At 72.1% G+C, this 18,212-nt stretch carries 17 protein-coding genes and 1 other RNA gene; 8 read left to right on the forward strand and 10 right to left on the reverse strand.

Annotation, left to right across the window (positions count from 1 at the left end):
- The first annotated feature begins 31 nt into the window (after positions 1-31).
- An RNA gene (gene rnpB / locus JNK12_21065) (RNase P RNA component class A) lies at positions 32-388 on the forward strand.
- 26 nt (positions 389-414) lie between these two features.
- Here the strand turns inward: rnpB and JNK12_21070 are convergent.
- Complete coding sequence (locus tag JNK12_21070) at positions 415-1,260, reverse strand: alpha/beta hydrolase (GenBank protein ID MBL8778443.1); 846 nt, start codon at positions 1,258-1,260, stop codon at positions 415-417.
- A gap of 264 nt (positions 1,261-1,524) precedes the next feature.
- On the opposite strand from JNK12_21070, the gene JNK12_21075 reads away from it, so the two are divergent.
- The 3 genes from JNK12_21075 (at position 1,525) to JNK12_21085 (ending at position 4,838) form a co-directional block, all read left to right on the forward strand.
- The gene (locus JNK12_21075; protein MBL8778444.1) at positions 1,525-2,139 is read left to right on the forward strand and encodes a GNAT family N-acetyltransferase; all 615 of its coding nucleotides are present in this window, start codon (positions 1,525-1,527) and stop codon (positions 2,137-2,139) included.
- 212 nt (positions 2,140-2,351) lie between these two features.
- Positions 2,352-4,304, forward strand: a complete 1,953-nt coding sequence (locus JNK12_21080; protein MBL8778445.1) for a heavy metal translocating P-type ATPase — start codon at positions 2,352-2,354, stop codon at positions 4,302-4,304.
- A gap of 60 nt (positions 4,305-4,364) precedes the next feature.
- Positions 4,365-4,838 (forward strand): VOC family protein, encoded by a 474-nt coding sequence (locus JNK12_21085; protein MBL8778446.1) that lies wholly within the window; start codon positions 4,365-4,367, stop codon positions 4,836-4,838.
- 13 nt (positions 4,839-4,851) lie between these two features.
- Here JNK12_21085 and JNK12_21090 read toward each other — a convergent pair whose 3' ends face one another.
- The 8 genes from JNK12_21090 to JNK12_21125 all read right to left on the reverse strand — a co-directional run bounded on the left by JNK12_21090 (position 4,852) and on the right by JNK12_21125 (position 11,662).
- On the reverse strand, positions 4,852-5,064 hold the full coding sequence (locus tag JNK12_21090; protein MBL8778447.1) for a hypothetical protein: 213 nt from the start codon (positions 5,062-5,064) through the stop codon (positions 4,852-4,854).
- A gap of 61 nt (positions 5,065-5,125) precedes the next feature.
- Complete coding sequence (gene dinB / locus JNK12_21095) at positions 5,126-6,319, reverse strand: DNA polymerase IV (GenBank protein MBL8778448.1); 1,194 nt, start codon at positions 6,317-6,319, stop codon at positions 5,126-5,128.
- 70 nt (positions 6,320-6,389) lie between these two features.
- The gene (locus JNK12_21100; protein MBL8778449.1) at positions 6,390-7,202 is read right to left on the reverse strand and encodes a sigma 54 modulation/S30EA ribosomal C-terminal domain-containing protein; all 813 of its coding nucleotides are present in this window, start codon (positions 7,200-7,202) and stop codon (positions 6,390-6,392) included.
- Positions 7,199-7,816, reverse strand: a complete 618-nt coding sequence (locus JNK12_21105; protein ID MBL8778450.1) for a TraR/DksA C4-type zinc finger protein — start codon at positions 7,814-7,816, stop codon at positions 7,199-7,201. Before JNK12_21105 ends, JNK12_21100 begins: the two co-directional genes overlap by 4 nt.
- A gap of 105 nt (positions 7,817-7,921) precedes the next feature.
- A complete protein-coding gene (locus JNK12_21110) occupies positions 7,922-8,095 on the reverse strand; it encodes a DUF1918 domain-containing protein (GenBank protein MBL8778451.1) in 174 nt (57 codons plus the stop codon).
- A 155-nt stretch (positions 8,096-8,250) separates the two neighbouring features.
- Positions 8,251-8,820, reverse strand: a complete 570-nt coding sequence (locus JNK12_21115; GenBank protein ID MBL8778452.1) for a histidine phosphatase family protein — start codon at positions 8,818-8,820, stop codon at positions 8,251-8,253.
- A gap of 5 nt (positions 8,821-8,825) precedes the next feature.
- Complete coding sequence (locus JNK12_21120; GenBank protein ID MBL8778453.1) at positions 8,826-9,575, reverse strand: hypothetical protein; 750 nt, start codon at positions 9,573-9,575, stop codon at positions 8,826-8,828.
- A complete protein-coding gene (locus JNK12_21125) occupies positions 9,572-11,662 on the reverse strand; it encodes a transglycosylase domain-containing protein (protein ID MBL8778454.1) in 2,091 nt (696 codons plus the stop codon). The genes JNK12_21120 and JNK12_21125 overlap by 4 nt, the downstream gene beginning before the upstream one ends.
- Positions 11,663-11,766: 104 nt before the next feature.
- Here JNK12_21125 and JNK12_21130 point away from each other — a divergent pair, with 104 nt between their 5' ends.
- The 3 genes from JNK12_21130 to JNK12_21140 all read left to right on the forward strand — a co-directional run bounded on the left by JNK12_21130 (position 11,767) and on the right by JNK12_21140 (position 16,078).
- Positions 11,767-12,309 carry a hypothetical protein gene (locus JNK12_21130; GenBank protein MBL8778455.1) on the forward strand — a complete coding sequence of 181 codons (543 nt, stop codon included), beginning with the start codon at positions 11,767-11,769 and terminating at the stop codon, positions 12,307-12,309.
- Positions 12,306-14,522: a PQQ-dependent sugar dehydrogenase gene (locus tag JNK12_21135; GenBank protein ID MBL8778456.1), complete on the forward strand. Its 2,217-nt coding sequence runs from the start codon at positions 12,306-12,308 to the stop codon at positions 14,520-14,522. Before JNK12_21130 ends, JNK12_21135 begins: the two co-directional genes overlap by 4 nt.
- A 74-nt stretch (positions 14,523-14,596) precedes the next feature.
- A complete protein-coding gene (locus JNK12_21140; GenBank protein ID MBL8778457.1) occupies positions 14,597-16,078 on the forward strand; it encodes a radical SAM protein in 1,482 nt (493 codons plus the stop codon).
- A gap of 35 nt (positions 16,079-16,113) precedes the next feature.
- On the opposite strand, the gene JNK12_21145 is transcribed toward JNK12_21140, so the two are convergent.
- Entirely contained in the window at positions 16,114-17,484 is a 1,371-nt protein-coding gene (locus JNK12_21145) for a hypothetical protein (protein ID MBL8778458.1), read from the reverse strand.
- A gap of 46 nt (positions 17,485-17,530) precedes the next feature.
- Between JNK12_21145 and JNK12_21150 the strand changes: the two genes are divergently transcribed.
- Positions 17,531-18,175 carry an HAD-IA family hydrolase gene (locus JNK12_21150; protein ID MBL8778459.1) on the forward strand — a complete coding sequence of 215 codons (645 nt, stop codon included), beginning with the start codon at positions 17,531-17,533 and terminating at the stop codon, positions 18,173-18,175.
- Positions 18,176-18,212: the final 37 nt, after the last annotated feature.

An 18,212-nucleotide genomic window follows, 5' to 3' on the forward strand; every position in this document is an offset into this window, starting at 1 on the left:
GGTGGTGGGTGGCACACTTGAACGGTGACGGTGAGTCGGCTGGATGGTCGCGGCTCGGCAACGACCGGGTCGAGGAAGGTCGGGGCTCCGTAGGGCAGGGTGCTCGCTAGCGGCGAGTCAGGGTGACCTGCAGGAAAGTGCCACAGAGAACAGACCGCCGATGGCCGGCCGCAGGGTCGGCACAGGTAAGGGTGAAACGGTGCGGTAAGAGCGCACCAGCGCCCGGGGTGACCCGGGCGGCTCGGCAAACCCCACCCGGAGCAAGGCCAAAGCGGGGACGACCGGCCCGGTCCATGTCCCCAGGTAGGCCGCACAGATGGATGACCATCCATCCGGATCCCCGCAAGGGCCCGGTGGACAGAACCCCGCCTACAGGCCGACTCACCGTCACACCGGGCAGGCCGGGCTCGTCGCTCAGGCGCCGGCGGCCTGGCCGGTGATGGCGTCGAGCACCGTGGGCCAGTCCGTGCGGTCGAGGCCGTGGCCGGCACCCTCGAGGACCAGGAGGTGGGCACCGGGGATCTCCTCGGCGAGGGCCTCGCCGTGGGCGAGGGGGAACATCGGGTCGGCGCTGCCGTGGATCACGACCGTCGGAGCGGCGATGGACGACAGCGGCGGTCGCTCCCTGCCGTCGTCGGCGATCTGATCGTGGTTCTGCAGCGCCGCGATGTCCGTGGCCCGCTCGACGTCGCGACGCACGAGATCACGCATCGCCGCCTCGTCGAACGGGCGGACCCCGCCCGCGAGCAGCCGGGCGTAGGCGACCTGTCCCTCGATGACCGACGCCTCGTCCTCCCAGTCCACCGAGAAACCGGAGGCGAAGCGGAGGAACTCGTCCGTGGGTGGCGGCAGTTCACGATCGAGGGACAGCGCCGCGGTGGTGGTGATGAGGACCAGACCCTCGACCCGGTCGGGGCGGTCGAGCGCGAGGAGCTGGGCGAAGGCGCCGCCGGCCGACACCCCGACCAGTTGCGCCCTCTCCACGGCGAGGGCATCGAGCACACCGACGGCGTCGGCGACGAGATCGCCACCGGTGTACTCGGGCCGCCCGGGCTCAGAGGTCACCGAGCGACCCGTGTCCCGGTTGTCGTAGCGGATGACGTGGCGGCCCCGTCCCGCGAGCGAGCGGCAGAACGGCTCCTCCCACCACAACATCGAGGCACCGACGCCCTGCATGAGGAGGACGGCCGTATCCTGCGGCTCGCCGAAGGCCTCGACGCAGAGATCCACCCCGTTGGCCCGGACAACTCGTTCAGCCACGACAACTCCCTGGTCCATCACCGACTCGTTCAGCCACGACGACTCCCTGGCCCCCCACCGGGGACAGTCTGCCGCCGTCGGGGGCCTCGTCCGGGCTCCGGCGCTCGCAACACCGTTGCGCACTACCCGTCGTCCCCGACGGCGAGAACTCCCTCGAGAACGGTGGCGCTCGCGCCGGTCTGCGACGAAACCCTCGGCGTCCACCCGGGGCCGCGCTCTACGGTCGGTGTCCTGTCCCGCCGCCCAGACCCCGCGAGGCCCGAGGTGACCGACCACGACCCCACCTCCCCCGCCGCCGTCGGTCCCGACTCGTCCGCCGACCCCTGGGGCGGGCCCACGATCATGCAGACCGAGCGGCTCGTCCTGCGGCCGTTCCGCCGCGACGACGTCGCGCTCTACGCCGCCATCTCGGCCGACCCGGAGGTGATGCGGTACCTCGGCGGTCCGAGGGACCCGGCGTACACCGAGGAGCAGATGGCGGACAGCAACGGCACCTTGCGCCGCACCGGGGCGGGCATGGTCGCGGTCGAGCGCCGCGACGATGGAGCGTTCATCGGCGCCGTCGGCTTGTCGGTCGTGCCGTGGTTTCCGGACGACCTCCAGCTCGGATGGCGGCTGGTACCGCAGCACTGGGGGCACGGCTACGCCACCGAGGCCGCCCGAGCATGGCTGGCCCACGGCTTCGAAGTCCTCGGATGGGACCGCCTCACCGCCATGGCCGACGTGCCCAACCTCCGCAGCCTGGCCGTCATGGAGCGCCTCGGCATGCGCCGACTGCACGAGGTCGACCTCACCGAGGACGGCGAGCGGTTCCGGGTGGCGGTGTACGGCCTCACGGCAGGGGCCTGGCAGCTCCAGGAGGCCACCGGCAGGCGCTGACCCCCGCATCTTGGGGATGGATCGGTATACCCCCTAGGGGTATCCTGATGTTCATCCGATCGAGGAGTGCCGCCATGCCCATCACCGTCGACCCGACCGCGCCGCCCAACCACCGCGACGATCGGGGCCACGTCCACCGGGACCACGCCGACCGGGGCCACGACGAGGAGCGGGTCGCCGAGCACGGCAAGCACGCCGGCCACAGCGTCGCCATGTTCCGGCGTCGGTTCTGGCTCAGCCTCCTGCTGACCCTCCCGGTCGTGGTGACCAGCCACATGGTCATGGAGTGGTTCGGCTACGAACTCGACCTCCCCGCGATGGAGTGGGTCGGACCGGTGCTGGGGACGGTGCTGTACCTGTGGGGAGGCTGGCCCTTCCTCACCGGGGGCGCCCGCGAAGGCCGTGAGCGCGAGCCGGGGATGATGCTGCTCATCGCCATGGCCATCACGGTGGCCTACGCCGCTTCGCTGGCAACGTCCCTCGGCTGGTTCGACCTCGACTTCTGGTGGGAGCTCGGCGCGCTGATCACCATCATGCTGCTCGGCCACTGGCAGGAGATGCGTGCCCTCGGTCAGGCCCAGGACGCCCTTGGCGCCCTCGCCTCGCTGCTGCCCGACGTCGCCGAGCGGGTCGGCGAGGACGGCACGGTGACGACCGTGGCCTCAGCCGATCTCCACCCTGGCGACGTCGTCCTCGTGCGCTCGGGCGCCCGGGTACCGGCCGACGGCGAGGTCGTCGACGGGGCCGCCGAGGTCGACGAGTCGATGATCACGGGTGAGTCCCGCCCGGTCCCCCGCAGCCACGGTGACCGGGTGGTGGCCGGGACGGTGGCCACCGACTCGGCCCTGCGCCTCCGGATCACCGCGGTCGGCGACGACACGACCCTGGCCGGCATCGGGCGGCTGGTCGCCGAGGCCGAGGCCTCCCGGTCCCGCTCGCAGGTGCTCGCCGACCGTGCGGCGGCGCTCCTGTTCTACGTCGCCGTGGCGGCCGCGCTCCTCACCGGCCTCGTGTGGACCGCGCTGGGCGAGCCCGACGAGGCCGTCGTTCGGGTGGTGACCGTGCTCGTGATCTCCTGCCCCCACGCACTGGGCCTGGCCATCCCGTTGACGACCTCGTTGGCCAGCGCCATGGCCGCCCGCAACGGCATCCTCGTGAAGGACCGCCTCGCCCTCGAGGCGAGCCGCACGGTCGACACCTTCCTGTTCGACAAGACCGGCACCCTCACGAAGGGCGAGCACGCCGTCCTCGGCGTGGTCGGTGCCGGTGGGTGGAGCGAGGACCGGGTGCTGCGGACGGCCGCGGCGGTCGAGGCCGACAGCGAGCACCCACTCGCTCGGGCCATCGTCGCCACGGCAGGCGACCTCGTGAGGCCGACCGCGACCGACTTCCGCTCCCTGACCGGACGAGGCGTCGAGGCCACCGTCGAGGGAACCCGGTACGCGGTCGGCGGACCGACACTGCTGCGGGAACGCCACACGCAGCCGCCTGAGGAGGTCGGCTCGCCGATCCAGGCGTGGAGCGATCGCGGCGCCGCAGTCCTCTTCCTCGTCAGAGAGGACGAGGTCGTGGGTGCGTTGGCCCTCGAGGACGAGGTCCGCCCGGAGGCGCGAGCGGCCGTGGCCGCCCTGCAGGCCGACGGGCGACGCGTCGTCATGGTCACCGGCGACGCCCAACAGGTCGCGACGGCGGTCGGCAACGACCTCGGCGTCGACCAGGTCTTCGCCGAGGTGCTGCCCGAGGACAAGGCGGCGACGGTGGCCGAGCTGCAGCACCAGGGTCACCGCGTCGCCATGGTCGGCGATGGCGTCAACGACGCTCCCGCGCTCGCTCGGGCCGACGTCGGCATCGCGATCGGAGCGGGCACCGACGTGGCCGTCGAGTCGGCCGGCCTCGTGCTGGCCAGTAGCGACCCGCGAGCGGTGCTGGGCATCCTCGCCCTGTCCCGCGCCACGTACCGCAAGTCGGTCGAGAACCTCCTGTGGGCCGCGGGCTACAACGCCGTCGCCATCCCCTTGGCGGCCGGCGCCCTCCAGTGGGCGGGCATCGAGCTCTCCCCCGCCGTGGGAGCCATCTTGATGAGCGTCTCCACCATCGTCGTGGCCCTCAACGCGCAGCTCCTGCGTCGACTGGACCTCCGTCCCGAGCGTGCCGAGGCGCGATGATGCCGGGCACGCCCCGCCGTCGACACCGGGACGACACCGTCCACCGCGCCAGGAGGCACCATGCCCCGCATCACTCCGAACCTGTGGTTCGACACCCAGGCCCTCGAAGCCGCCGAGTTCTACGTGTCGATCTTCCCCAACTCGGCGATCGGGGAGATCACCCACTACATCGAGGGCTCCCCGGGCCCGGCCGGCACGGTGCAGACCGTGAACTTCACCCTCGACGGCCAACCCTTCACCGGCATCAACGGCGGGCCCCAGTTCACCTTCAGCGAGGCCGTGTCCCTGCTCATCGACTGCGCCGACCAGGCCGAGCTCGACCACTACTGGGACAAGCTCACCGACGGCGGTGAGCCGGTCCAGTGCGGCTGGCTGCGCGACCGCTACGGCCTGTCGTGGCAGGTGGTCCCCGCCGGCTGGGAAGCGCTCATGAACGATCCCGATCCGGACCGGGTCGCCCGGGCCACCAAGGCGATGCTGGGCATGGTGAAGCTGGACATGGCCGCGCTCCAGGCGGCCGCCGACGGCGCCTGAGGCGCCCCCTCGCTCAGGCCCCGGCTTCGACCCGGACCAGTCGACTGCACTCGTCGCAGGCGTGCTCGCCGAAGGCGATGAAGGGCAGGTCGTGGAGCAGCAGCACCTTGGCGGAGTACTTGTCGCAGAGCGCACGCTCGTCCCCATCGCGTAGCGCGTGGTCGTGCTTGTCGGTCTGGACGATGCGCTGGCGGCCGATCCGGTAGGTGGAGACCTCGGTCATCATGGCGACGAGTCTCGCAAACCCGGCACCGGCCAGGCCAGGGACCAAGGTCCGCGATGACGCCTCAGTCCGGCAGCATCGGGACCGACCATCCCTGGTCGCGGCCGACCTGGACCGCACGGGTGACGGCGTCGGTGCCGAACCGCTCCTGGAGCTGATCGACCGCGGCATCGAGCGCGCCGGCGCGCCGCCCCCGCCAGGGCAGCGCGAGCTGGACCGGCCGGTCGTCGGCCAGGTTGGCCACGGCGACACCCACCATCGTGAGCCCCCGCTCGGCGATCAGCGGTCGAGCCCCGTCGAGCAGCGCCTGCGCCGCCTCGAGGATCGCCGTGGTCTCGGAGGTCGGCTGCGCCAGGGTGTGTGAGCGGGTCGCTCGACTGAAGTCGCCGAAGCGCAGGCGCAGCACGACCGTCCGTCCGATGCGCTCTGCACGGCGCAGGCGCCTGGTCACGCGGTCGACCAGGCCGATGAGCACGGCGTCGACCTCGTGCGGCGGGCGAGGGCGGCTCCCGAGGGCGCGCTGGGAGCCGATGGAGCCGCGGCGCTTGCCGGTCTCGACCCGGCGGGGATCGCGGTTGTGGGCCAGCGCGTGCAGATGGCGGCCGGCGGCCGGCCCCAGGATGGCCACGAGGTCCTCCTCGGCCAGTTCGGCGACCTCGCCGACGGTCCGGAGGCCCCTCTCCCGCAGCTTCTGGCCGGTGACGGGCCCGACCCCCCACAACCGCTCGACCGCGAGCGGGTGCAGGAAGGCCAGCTCCCCGTCCGGCGGCACGACGAGCAGGCCGTCGGGCTTGGACACCGCACTGGCCACCTTCGCCAGGAACTTGGTGCAGGCGATCCCCACCGAGATGGGGAGCCCGACCTCCTCGGCGACGGTCCGACGAAGCGTGACCGCGATCTCGCGTGGCGGGCCCACCAACCGTCCCAACCCGCCCACGTCCAGGAACGCCTCGTCGATGGAGAGGCCTTCGACCAACGGAGTCGTGCGATCGAAGATGGCGAACACGGCTTTGCTCGCCTCGGTGTAGGCGTGCATGCGCGGGGGCACGATCACGAGCCGCGGGCACAGCTCCCGGGCCTGGCGGCCGCCCATCGGGGTCCGCACGCCGAAGGCCTTGGCCTCGTAGCTGGCGGCCAGCACCACACCCCCGCCCACCGCCACGGGACGACCCCGCAGCGCCGGATCGTCCCGCTGCTCCACCGAGGCGTAGAACGAGTCGAGGTCGGCGTGCAGGATGGACGCATCACCTCGGGACACGAACACATGTTCGCACAGGAGCGCCCAAGCTGCCTGCCGGCCCTGGCGCCGACCGGGGCCGACCAAGCACTCAGGCGGGAGTGATCACCCCGTAGTGGCCGTCGTAGCGGCGGTAGACCACGCTCCCCCGCCCCGTGGAGGGATCGACGTGGAACACGAAGGGCAGCACGTCGACGTCCAGTTGAGCGACCGCTTCCGCGACCGTGCACCGGGGCGTGCCGTGGTGGCTCAGGCGCACGGGCGCCACCGTGTCGGTGGCGACGGCATCGGCGCGGCCCGACGCGTCGATGAGCTCGAGCCCGTGATCGTCGCCGTAGAACACGACGGCGTCGGCGCCGGTGGCGAGGTTGGCGAACAGGAGGAAGTCGTGACCCAGGAGATCGAGTGCGTCGGCGGCTTCGTCGCAGGTCATCTCCCCCATCGTGAAGCTCTTGCGCCGGACGACGCGGCGCTCGTCGGCCGGGCGGTCGAAGTACTCGGGCCGCTGGCCGGGAGGGTCCCCGTGACGCCACTCGTGGTCCTCGTGGCCGTGGAGGCGACGCGCCCGATCGGTGCCCCGGCGCCGGTGTCGCTCGAGGCGGCGAGCCATCCGGTCTTCGAGAAGGTCGACGGCCTCGGGCAGATCGTGCGCCGCGACGTGGGCCCGCACCGGGTCGCCGTTCACCACGAACACCGCCTCGGCCTTGGCCGGTCGCTCGCGCGCCCGGTTGGGCTCGAGGGTGAGGCGGACCTCCCCGAAGAGGATGGGGGCCCGCTCGTGGCTCGCGAGGTGGCGCAGCTTGGCGGTGGCGTAGTCGACCGCGGAGGCGGGCACGCCCTCGCCGGCGGAGACGGCCAGCCGAACCTGCTCCTCGGGACGGGTGGTGTCGCTGAGATCTGTCATCGCTGCTCCTCTTCCTCTCGGGCCACCTCGCGGGCGACCCGCTCGTCCTCCTCGTCCCACTCGGCGCGCCGACGCTCCAGGACGGCGAGCTCGTCCGCCGTGAGGGCGTCGGGGTCGGGCCGTGCCGGGTCGGTCAGGTGGAGGGCCCGTTGCTCGGGGCCCGCTTCCACCGTCTCGGTCTCGTCGTCGTCGGGTACCAGGTCGAGGTTGCGTCCCGCTTCCCGGGCGGCTGCACGCTCGATGGCGTGGGCGTCGTCATCCATGTAGGCACCAGCCGGCACCGACAGGTTGAGCCGGTCGGCCTCCCACATTCCCTCGTGCTCGGCGCAGAACCGGGTCGCCGGCACGGCTTCGAGCCGCTCCGAGGGAATGGGCAGATCGCACGTCTCGCATCGGCCGTAGCGGCCGGCCTCGAGCCGAGCCAACGCATCGGCGACGTCTCGCAGATCCGCGGCCACCTGGTGCCGGAGCGATCGCTCCTTCTCGTTCTCGAAGACCGCAGACGCGTTCTCGGCCTGTGCCCGATCAGGGCCGACGTCGTCGAATCCCCGGTCCAGGGCCTCGAGCCGCGCCTGTTCCTCTTCCAGCAACTGCCTTGCCGTCCGTTCGTCCATGACGGCACCTCCGTCCTCGTGGGTGGTTGGGGCGCGACGGGCCAGTGCGACGGCCGTGCAGCCGTCGAGTCGCCCCGTCGGGGGTTCGATCGACGCCGATCGAGCTCAGGAAGCGTGGTGCGCCAGGTGCTCGACCAGGGCGTCGGAGCCCGGGAAGAAGAGGGTCTCGTGGCCGGTGTCCTCCCATCGCACGATGTAGGGCGGCCCGCCGTCGGGCCCGCGCACCTCGAGGATCTCGCCGTCACGAATCGGCTCGCCGACGTGGTGGCCACGGATCACGATGCGGTCTCCTACTCGTGCCTGCATGGGGCACTCCCTTCTCGGAGAGGACTTCCACCGACATCGTCATCCCGCGACACCGGGCAGGACAGGGCCGAAGGTCACGACGGCCGCGCCTGACCCGTGGCGACGGCGGACGCCGCCGGACGGTGGGCTCAGACCGAGAGGTGCGAGGTCTCGTTGAACGTGTGCAGGGAGGGGCCCCAGGGGCCGCCGGCGATCCGGGTGACGGAGGCCGGCGCCACGAACGTGCGCCACGAGACCTCACAGCCGACGCCGAGGGCCCAGGCCACGGCCGCCTTCACCGGTGATACGTGGGTGACCACGACCACGTCTCGTCGGGTCGCCTCCTCGATCAGCTCGTCGCAGGCACCGGCGACACGCTCCTGGAGCTCGACCAGGGACTCGCCACCCTCGGGGTGGTAGCAGACGTCGGCGCGCCACTCCGCCCAGGTCTCACGCGGCACGTCGGCGGTCGGGGTCCCCTCCAGGTCGCCATAGTCCAGTTCGATCCACCGCTCGTCGACCTCGATCGGGCACCCGAGGGCCTCTGCGGTCTGGCGCGCCCGGAGCAGGGGGCTCGACACGACACGATCGGCCCGGAGCGCCGCGCCGACCCGCCGCGCCTGGGCCCGCCCCTCCTCGTCGAGGGGAGGGTCGTCGCGGCCCAGCAGACGACCCTGTGCGTTGGCGGCCGTGCGGCCGTGGCGGACGATGATGAGCACGGGCCCTAGTGGACGAGGATGCGCCCGCACTCCTCGCAGTGCACCATGGCCCCCGCCGGGGTCTTGCGGATCCGGTCGACCTCGACCGCCGACAGGCTGAGGTGGCACCCACCGCAGGACGTCCCTGCGAGTCGAGCCACCGCCACCCCACCCAGCTCGCGCCGGAGACGCTCGTACTCCGCGAGCAGCTCCTCATCGAGCCCGTCCACGCTGGCCTCCCGCGCCGCGACGGCTCGCTCGAGATCGGCGCTCACCGAGCTCTCGGCCTCGGCCAGCGCCGCGGTGAGCACCGTGGCCTCCTCGTCGGCGGCGGCCTGCTCGGCGCCGAGGCGCTCGAGGTCCGCGTCGAGCGGCTCGGCGGCCTCCATCAGCTCGAGCTCGTCGTCTTCCAGGCTCGTCTGGCGGCGCTTCAACGACGCCAACTCGTCCTGGAGCGCCTGGAGCTCCCGAGCCGCGTTGACCGCGCCGCCGTAGAGCTTGGCGTCGGTCTCCGCGCGTCGCGCCTCGACGATGGCGACCTCGTCCTCGAGCCGCTTCAGGTCCCGTCCGATGGCGCTGCGCCGCTCGGTGAGCTCCGCGACGCGCGCCTCGAGAGCCGCGATCTCGGTCATCTTGGCATCGAGGCGCGCCCGCTCGGGCAGGGCGTTCAGACGGTGCCGGAGTTGGTCGGCCTCGGTGTCGTGCTGCTGGACGACGAGCAGGCGCTCGAGCGGACCGGCCGGGGCCTCGTCCTGCGCTGCGGCGTCTTCGCTCACGGTGGCACCGTCACGGTGACGGGATCGGGCGCGGTGGTCGGCGTGGGCTGGAAGCAGCCGGTGGCGGCCGGAACGAACCCCGGCGGGCACGACGTGGCCGGCACCGAGTCCGGGGTGACGCTCCCGTCGTCCACCACCACCTCGCCGGGATCACCGTTGGCCCCGCCGGAGAAGTCGGGGATGCGGTCGATGGTGCGTCCCGGGCGGGTCGGCTCGCACTGCGGGAAGTCCTCGATGGGCGCGAGCGTATGCGCGGCGGCCATGAAGTCGTGCCAGATCTGTGCCGGGTACGAGCCGCCGGTGACCTGGCGGCCCCCGACGTTGGTCATCGGCACCCGGGCCTCGGCGTTGCCCATCCACACCGCGGTGGCCAGCTGCGCCGTGTAGCCGACGAACCAGGCGTCGCCGAAGCTCTGGGCGGTACCCGTCTTGCCCGCAGCGGGGCGGCCGTTGGGGAGCTGGGCCGCGGTGCCGGTGCCGCCACGCACGTTGGCCTCGAGGATCTCCGTGGCGAGGCAGGCGCTCTGGGCGGAGACGACCTGGCGGTTCTCGGGGACGTGCTGTTCGATGACGTTGCCCTGGCGGTCCTCGATGCGCTCGATGAAGTACGGCTCGTTGTACTGGCCGCCGTTGGCGAAGGTCGCCGCCATCCCCGCCATCTCGATGGGGTGCACCTCGAAGGCGCCGAGGGGCATCGACATCGCCCGCGGGTCCAGAGGCGTGGTGATACCGAGGCGGCGAGCCGTCTCCACCACCTTGTCGAGTCCGACGAGCTGGCCGAGGCGGAGGAAGCCGCAGTTCGACGACGCCGTGGTCAGGCTGGTGATCGTGCCCCGGCCGCCGCGGCTGCCGCCGAAGTTGGACGCGACGTACGGGTCCGGTGCGCCCCCCGGGTTCGCGAAGCTGCAGGGGCTGCCACCGTCGACGTTGTCGTCGGGCACGACACCGTTCTCCAGCGCCGCCATGAGCACGATCATCTTGAACGAGGAACCGGGCTGGCGCAGGCCCTGGGTGGCCAGGTTGTACTTGTAGTTGTCGAAGCCCGGACCCCCGACGAGCGCCCGCACCGCGCCCGTCGACGCCTCGACGGAGGCGAGGGCCGCGGTGAACTGGCCGCCGGTGTCGGGCATCTGGGTGTTGCGGGCGAGCAGCGCGTAGTACTGCGCCTGCGGGCTGTAGGTCGTGTAGATGCGCAGCCCGCCCCGGAACACGGCGTTGTAGCGCTCCTCCTCGGTGGCCCCGAGGTTGGGGTCGTCGAGGAGGCGCTGCTTCACCTCTTCGATGAAGTAGTCGTTGGCCTGCGGCAGGGCCTGGTTGCGCACCGTCGGCAGCGGGGCCAAGTCGTAGAAGTCGGCCTCCTCCTGGGTGAGGTGCTCGGTCTCCACCAGGCGCTGAAGCGCGACCCGCCGGCGCTCGCGGGCCTGGTCGGGGCGCAGGACCGGGTCGTACCCGACGGGGTTCTGGATGAGGCTGGCGAGCATGGCCGCCTCACCCCAGCCCAGCTCGCCGACGTCCTTGTCGAAGTACAGCTCGGCCGCCGCCTGGACGCCGTAGGCGCCACCACCGAAGTAGACGCTGTTGAGGTACCTCCGGAGGATCTGGTCCTTGGTGAGGTCGCGCTCGAGCTGCACGGCGAGGACGGCCTCGCGGATCTTGCGGTTCAGGCTCTGCTCCGGGGTGAGCAGCGAGATCTTCACGAGCTGCTGGGTGATGGTGGAGCCACCCTGCTCGACGTCACCGGCGGACACGTTCTCGAACAGCGCCCGCACGGTGGAGCGCAGGTCCACGGGCCCGTGGTCGTAGAAGTTCTCGTCCTCCACGGCGAGGATGGTCTGGATCACCGTGTCGGGGATGTCCTCGAGGGGCACGATCTCGCGGTTCTGCTCGCGGTGGAGCGAGGCGAGCACGGTGCCGTCGCCGGCGTAGACGATCGAACGCTCGTCGAGCGGACGGAGCCGGAAGCGTGGGTCCTCCACCCGGGTGGCACTGACGATGTCGCGCGCCTGGGGCGCGAGGGCGAGCGCCGAGACGGCGAGGCCGGCGCCCGACAGGGCGACCACGAGGAGAAGGGTGAGGAGCTTGCGCACGCCGGGGAGCAATCTACCCGTCGGCTCGGTCCAGTAAGCATCGGGCCGACCGGTCGCGCGCGGCCCGATCTTGAGGGAGCGCCGCTACGGTCGATGGAGAAGCCATGGCCAGCCAGGACCCACCCCGGGACGCCCCGGAGGCGTTGACCCTCGACGAGGTCGCTCCCCGACGGCGTGACCCCCGCTCGGGGGACGTAGGCGCGCCGCGGTCCCGCCGCCGTCGGATGGCCGTCGTGGCGGCCATCGTGGTGGTCCTCGTCGCCGCGGGCGCGACGGTCGCGGCCGTCGCCGGGCCCGCTCCGGCCCGGCCGGTCGGCGAGGGGGTCGCCCTCGTGGCCGACGCGGCGCCTTCCCCGTCGACGACCGTCGGTCCCACCGCCACCACGGCGCCACCGACGACCGCCGCAGCCGTCCCCGAGTCCGCCGACAACGCCGACATCGCGCCCACCGACTGCAGTGACGCCGAGATGTGCGGGGAGATCGTGCCCTCGGACGACTGCGGCGACGTGGGCATGTGCGGCGAGATCAGGACCGACGGCGAGTGTGCCGATGGCGAGATGTGCGGCGACATCCCGGCAGCCACCACCTGTCCCGATCCCAGCATGTGCGGGGACATCGTCCCCGAGCCCGTCCCCGGCACCGGGTGACCCTCCCGGCGGCCCGCGTCCGTGCGCTGCTGGTCGCCGGGACGCTCGTGGCCATCGCCGGGGCCACGCTCCCGCAACCGGTGGCCGCGGTGTCCAGCGGGACGGCCCCGGCACCTCCCCCGGCCGTCTCGTTCACCCGGGTCTCGGCCCCACTCGGCGGCGACCGCCGGCCGGTGGCCGGCGACTTCGACGGCGACGGCGCAGACGACATCGCCTGGTACGGCGGCGGGACGGACGAGGTGGCCTTCGGCGGCCCGTCGGCCGCGTTCACGACCGTCGCCCTCACGGCGCCCGAGGACCAGAAGGCGGTGGCCGGAGACTTCGACGGGGACGGCCGCGAGGACCTCGTCTGGTACGGGCCCGGCACGGACGTCCTCGCCGCGGGGCGGGGCAACCGCACCTTCGTCGACCACGCCCTGTCGACGCCCGACGGCGCCCGACCGGCGGTCGGCGACTTCAACGGCGACGGCAACGACGACGTCCTGTGGTACGCCGACGGAGCGGACCGACTGGACCTCGGCCAGCCCGACGAGACCTTCGACACCGGGTCCACGACGGCGCCCGACGACGCGAAGGCGCTGGTGGGCGACCTCGACGGGGACGGCCGCGACGACGTGCTCTGGTACCGGGCCGGACCTGCGGGCGACTCCGTGCGGTACGGCAACCCGGACGGCACCTTCACGAAGGCGACCGTCACGGTCAACGGCACGTACCGGCCGTTCACCGGCGACTTCGACGGGGATGGACGCGACGACGTGTTCTGGTTCGGCTACGGCGCCGCTCCCGACCGGGTCTGGTACGGCAACGCCTCGCGGGCCTTCTCCCCCGCCACGGTCTCGATCGACGGCCCGTACCGGCCCGTCGCGGCCAACTTCCACCCTTCGGGCACCGACGTGCGGACCGACGTCCTGTGGTACGCCGAAGGGGCGGCCGCCGACCCGCTGTGGCGTGGGACCGGGACGCGCGGCTCGTTCGCCACCAGCATCGAGGAGCGCGGTGGGAGCTTCGCGGGAGTCGTGGGCGACTTCGACGCCAGCACCGGCGCCGACATCGTCTGGCACCGGCAGGGACCGAGGCCCGACCAGGTGTGGACGTCGAGTCGACGCCCCACCCTGACCGTCGAGACCTTCATCAGCGACGGCGATCTGCCCGACGGCAGCATCGGCGTGCCCTGGGACCTCGCCTTCACCCCCGACGGGGCGCTCCTCTTCGACGAGCGGTCCGGCGACCTCGACGTCCGCCTGCCCGACGGCACGGTGCGCCAGCTCGTGGCCGACCAGAGCGACGTGTACGCCGTGGGCGAGGGCGGGGTGCTCGGCCTCGCAGTGGACCCGGCGTTCGCCACGAACCGCCGCTTCTACACCTGCCAGGGCCAACAGGCCGGAGCGGCCTACGACATCCAGGTCGTGGCGTGGCAGGTGGACGTCGGGTACACGACGGCCACCCGCGTGGCCGACCCCCTGCTCGGAGGTTTGCCGGTGGCACCCCCGAGCGCGCCGTCGCCGGGTCGCCACAGCGGATGCCGGCTTCGCTTCGGGCCCGACGGGTACCTGTGGATCGGCACGGGCGACGTCGCGTCCCCGACGGTGCCCCAGGACCGCGCCTCGTTGGGGGGCAAGGTGCTGCGCATCGACGCCGTGACCGGCGCGGCGGCACCCGACAACCCGTTCGTGGGCGACACCGACCCGACCACGGACCCACGCGTCTACAACTACGGCCACCGCAACGTGCAGGGCCTCGCGTGGCGGACCGGCACCCGCCAGATGTGGTCCGTCGAGCACGGGACCTTCCGGGACGACGAGGTGAACCGCCTCCGGCCGGGGGCCAACTACGGCTACGACCCCGTGCCCCTCTCCGGGCCGCTGTTCTACGACGAGAGCCGCCCGATGACCGACCTCACCCGGCACCCGGGGTCCCTCGTGGCCAACCGCTCGTCGGGCAACCCCACCAACGCCTGGAGCGGGGCCCACTTCCTGACCGGCGGCGCGTGGGGCACCTGGGAGGGCGCGCTCGCGGTCGCCGCCCTCAAGGACAGCCAACTGCACGTCATGTTCTTCACGCGCGACGGGACCTACGTCCGCCAGGAGATCCCGGCCGAGCTGGACGGCACCCACGGCCGCCTGCGCACGCCGACCCAGGGCCCTGACGGCGCGCTCTACCTGACCACGTCGGACTCCAGCGACAACGCCATCCTGCGCATCACCCCCGGCTGACACGTCGGGGCCGGCGCCTCCGCCACCGCTCGGGCCTCGGCGGCCGGGAGCGCATCGGTAGACTCCGCCCCGCCATGCGCGCCCTCGCCGTCCGACCCCACTCGGCCTGCGCCGCCCCGTCGGTCCAGCTGTACTTCGACCCCAACGGGGACGTCCGAGCGTGCTGTCGCAACGTGCGCTTCCCTCTGGGGAACATCGGCACCGACCGGCTCCGCGATCTCTGGACCGGGGAACGCCGTCGCGAGCTGGTCGCCGCGCTCGCGCAGGACGACTGGTCCCTCGGGTGCCAGGGCTGCGGCATCGAGGTCGCGCAGGAGGGCCGCGAAGGCTCGTACCCCGCAGGCTTCGACGCTCGGGCCACACACCTCACCGAGGACCCCGCCAGCGGCGCCTGGCCCACCTTCTTCGAATTCAACCTCTCCAACAGCTGCAACCTCCAGTGCATCCAGTGCAACGGCGACCTGTCGTCGTCGATCCGGATCCATCGAGAGCACCGGGCCCCGCTGCCGGCGGTCTACGGGGACGAGTTCTTCGAGGACCTCACCGCGTTCCTCCCCCACCTCCACCAGGTCCAGTTCGCCGGCGGCGAGCCCTTCCTCGGCGCCGAGAACTTCCGGGCCTGGGACCTGATCGCCGAGGTCGCCCCCGAGCTGCCCGTGGTCGTGGTGACCAACGCCACCCAGTGGAACGACCGGGTCGAACGCGCCCTCGACCAGCTGGCGTTCAGCTTCGTGTTCTCCCTCGACGGCGTGAAGGAGGAGACCTACGAGGCCATCCGCGTCGGAGCGGACATCGACGCCGTGCTGGCCAACGTCGACCGCTTCTGCGACTACGCCCGCCGGCGCGGCACCACGGTGATGATCAACCACTGCCTGATGGTCCAGAACGCGCACGAGTTCGCCGACCTGCTGCTGTTCGCCGACGAACGGGACATCCCCGTCAACGTGAGCGTCGTGCACCACCCGGGGCACTGCAGCATCGCCCGGCTCCCGCGGGACGAGATGCAGGCGGTGCTCGACCTCCTCCGGTCGCAGGCGCCGACGGTCGCCCCGCGTCTCGGTCGCAACCTCCCCGTCTGGGAGCAGGAGCTCGCCCGCATCGCCCACTGGGTCGAGAGCGGAGGCGGCGGTGGAGGCGACGACGCGGAGTGGGCGGCCTCTGCCTACGAGATCCTCGACCTGCCGCGCCAGGGCGACGGCCCCCATGACGCCACCGCCGCCCTCGCCACGATCGGCGAGTTCTCCGAGGCCCCCGTGCACGTCATCACCGTGGGCCCCGACGACGTGATCCGGGCCTGCACGCCGGCGCCCGACGACCTCTTCGGGGTGCCCGAGGGCGACTTCGTGGGTCGTCCGGTCTCGGACCTGCGCGACCTCCTCACCGTCCGCTTCGGCCTGATGAAGGACTACGTGGTGGTGCACCGCGACACGAACCAGGTCGACGCCCACACCTCGTGTGGCGACGAGGAGTTCCGTCTTGCGCTGGTCGCCCTCCGCGACGAAGACGGGTGGGCCGACGAGGGCTGCGTCGTGGTGGGTCACCGCGCCCACAGCTGACGAGCGCCGGGCGCTCCTGGCGCGCCGCGTCGCCTTCAGAAGGGCAGTTGCTCCGCCTGGAGCTCGCACAGCTCGTCGAACATGGCCCGGCAGGCCGCCGGGTCGTCGGGCGAGAGCGGATCCTCGAGAAGGGCGCGGAAGGCCAGCTCCCGGTCACCCGTGACGGTGGCCTCGACGATCATCTCCTGGAGCTCGATCTGGGGTGCGATCCAGCCCGCCAGCGGCTCGCCCACCGGCGCCACGACGTCCGGGTGGACACCCGCCCCGTCGACCGTGGCCCCGACCTCGACGATGGCCCCGTCGGCGATGTCGGGGACGTTGCCGTGGTTGGGGACGTTCACGGCCATCAGCCGGGTCGGCGTGGACGTCCAGACCGCGGCGATGATCGGGATCACCTCCTCGGCGCTGTGGCCGACCCGGTGCAGGGGCAACGGCAGGTGGGTGTCGGCCACCCAGGTGCTGAGGCGCTCGGTGAAGTCGCTGAAGCGCTCCATCACGTCCACGCGTGAGGGGTACCACTCGGCGACGTCGGCGGTGAACGGCAGGTACTCGCCGATGTGGCTGTCGATGGAGCAGGGCACGAGTCCGTACTCACGGACCAGGTGCACCACCAAGGGCATGTAGAGCTCGTCCACGAGGGCGCCCAGCGGTCCGATGCCCCCCATGCGCCTGGCCGCGTCGATGGAGCGGGGGCCGTAGTCGAACGCCCTCTTGGCGAAGAGGCGGCGCACCTCGGGGAGGAGGTCCTCGCCGGTGCGACGGTCGCGCATCGTCGTGAAGAACGTGAAGTGGTTGATGCCGGAGGCCTCGGCCTCGATGTCGTGTCGGTCACGGCGCAGGAACTTGGCGAGGCGCGAGACGCCGTTGGGCATCTCGTGACACATGCTCACCGACCGGACCTCCGTGTGGCGGTCGATGGCCAGGGCGACCCGACTCAGTGGGTTCGACAGGTTGATCAGGAGTGTGTCGGGGCAGTGGCGCTCGATGTCCGCGCAGATGCCGAGCGTGTTCTTCACGCTGCGCAGCGAGTGGAACACCGCGCCGGGGCCGCCGTTCTCACCGTTGATCTGGCGGGCGCCGTGACGGTTGGGCACCTCGTAGTCCTGGCGCCGGTAGTGGAAGCGGCCGAACTCGGCGCTGCTCATCACGAAGTCGGCGCCGTCGAGCGCGGCGGCGGCGTCGGTGGTGTGGTCGAGGATGACCGGGGCGCCGGACGCAGCGTTGAGCTTGGCCGCGAACCGGTAAGCCCGCAGGAGCCGCTCCTGGTTGACGTCGTGGAGCACCAGGCGGCTTCCGGCCAGCTCAGGGGTCTTGATGACGTCGTTGACCATCGTGGGCCCGAAGGCCATCCCGCCGGCGCCGACGAGGGTGATCTTGGGGGCGGTCGAGCTGGGCGCAGCAGACATAGGACAATGACGATATGGACCTGCTCCCCCCTCTGCGGCGTCACCCGTGATCCGCGCCGCGCTCTTCGACTTCGGCGGGGTCATCCTGTCCTCGCCGTTCGAGGCCTTCGCTGCGTTCGAGCGCGAGCGCGGGCTGCCCGAGGACTTCCTCCGCACCGTCAACGCCACCGACCCGGACACCAACGCCTGGGCCGCCCTCGAGCGCAGCGAGGTGAGCCTCGAGGAGTTCGGGCGACGCTTCGCGGCCGAGTCGAAGGCCCTCGGCCACGAGGTCGACGGCGGTGACGTGCTGGCCCTGCTCCAGGGGCGGCTGCGGCCCCGCATGGTCGAAGCGGTGCGGCGCTGCTCCGAGCGGCTCGTCACCGGCCTGTTGACGAACAACTTCGTCGTGGCGGCGGACCCCGACGACGGCCACGGCCACGTCGACCGTGAGGACGAGATGGCGGAGGTGCTCGCGTTGTTCGACGCCGTCGTCGAGTCCAGCAAGGTCGGCGTGCGCAAGCCCGACCCCCGGTTCTACGAGGTCGCCTGCGAGCGCCTCGGCATCGAGCCGACGGAGGCCGTCTTCCTCGACGACCTCGGCATCAACCTCAAGCCCGCGAAGGCCATGGGCATGACCACCATCAAGGTGGTGGACCCCGACGAGGCGATCACGGCACTCGAGTCGGTGGTCGGCTTCCCCCTGGGGTGACCGCTTGCGCCTACCCTGGCGCAAAACGGGGCGGGAC

Source organism: Acidimicrobiales bacterium (assembly GCA_016794585.1).
Taxonomy (GTDB): Bacteria; Actinomycetota; Acidimicrobiia; order Acidimicrobiales; family DATDAH01; genus JAEUJM01.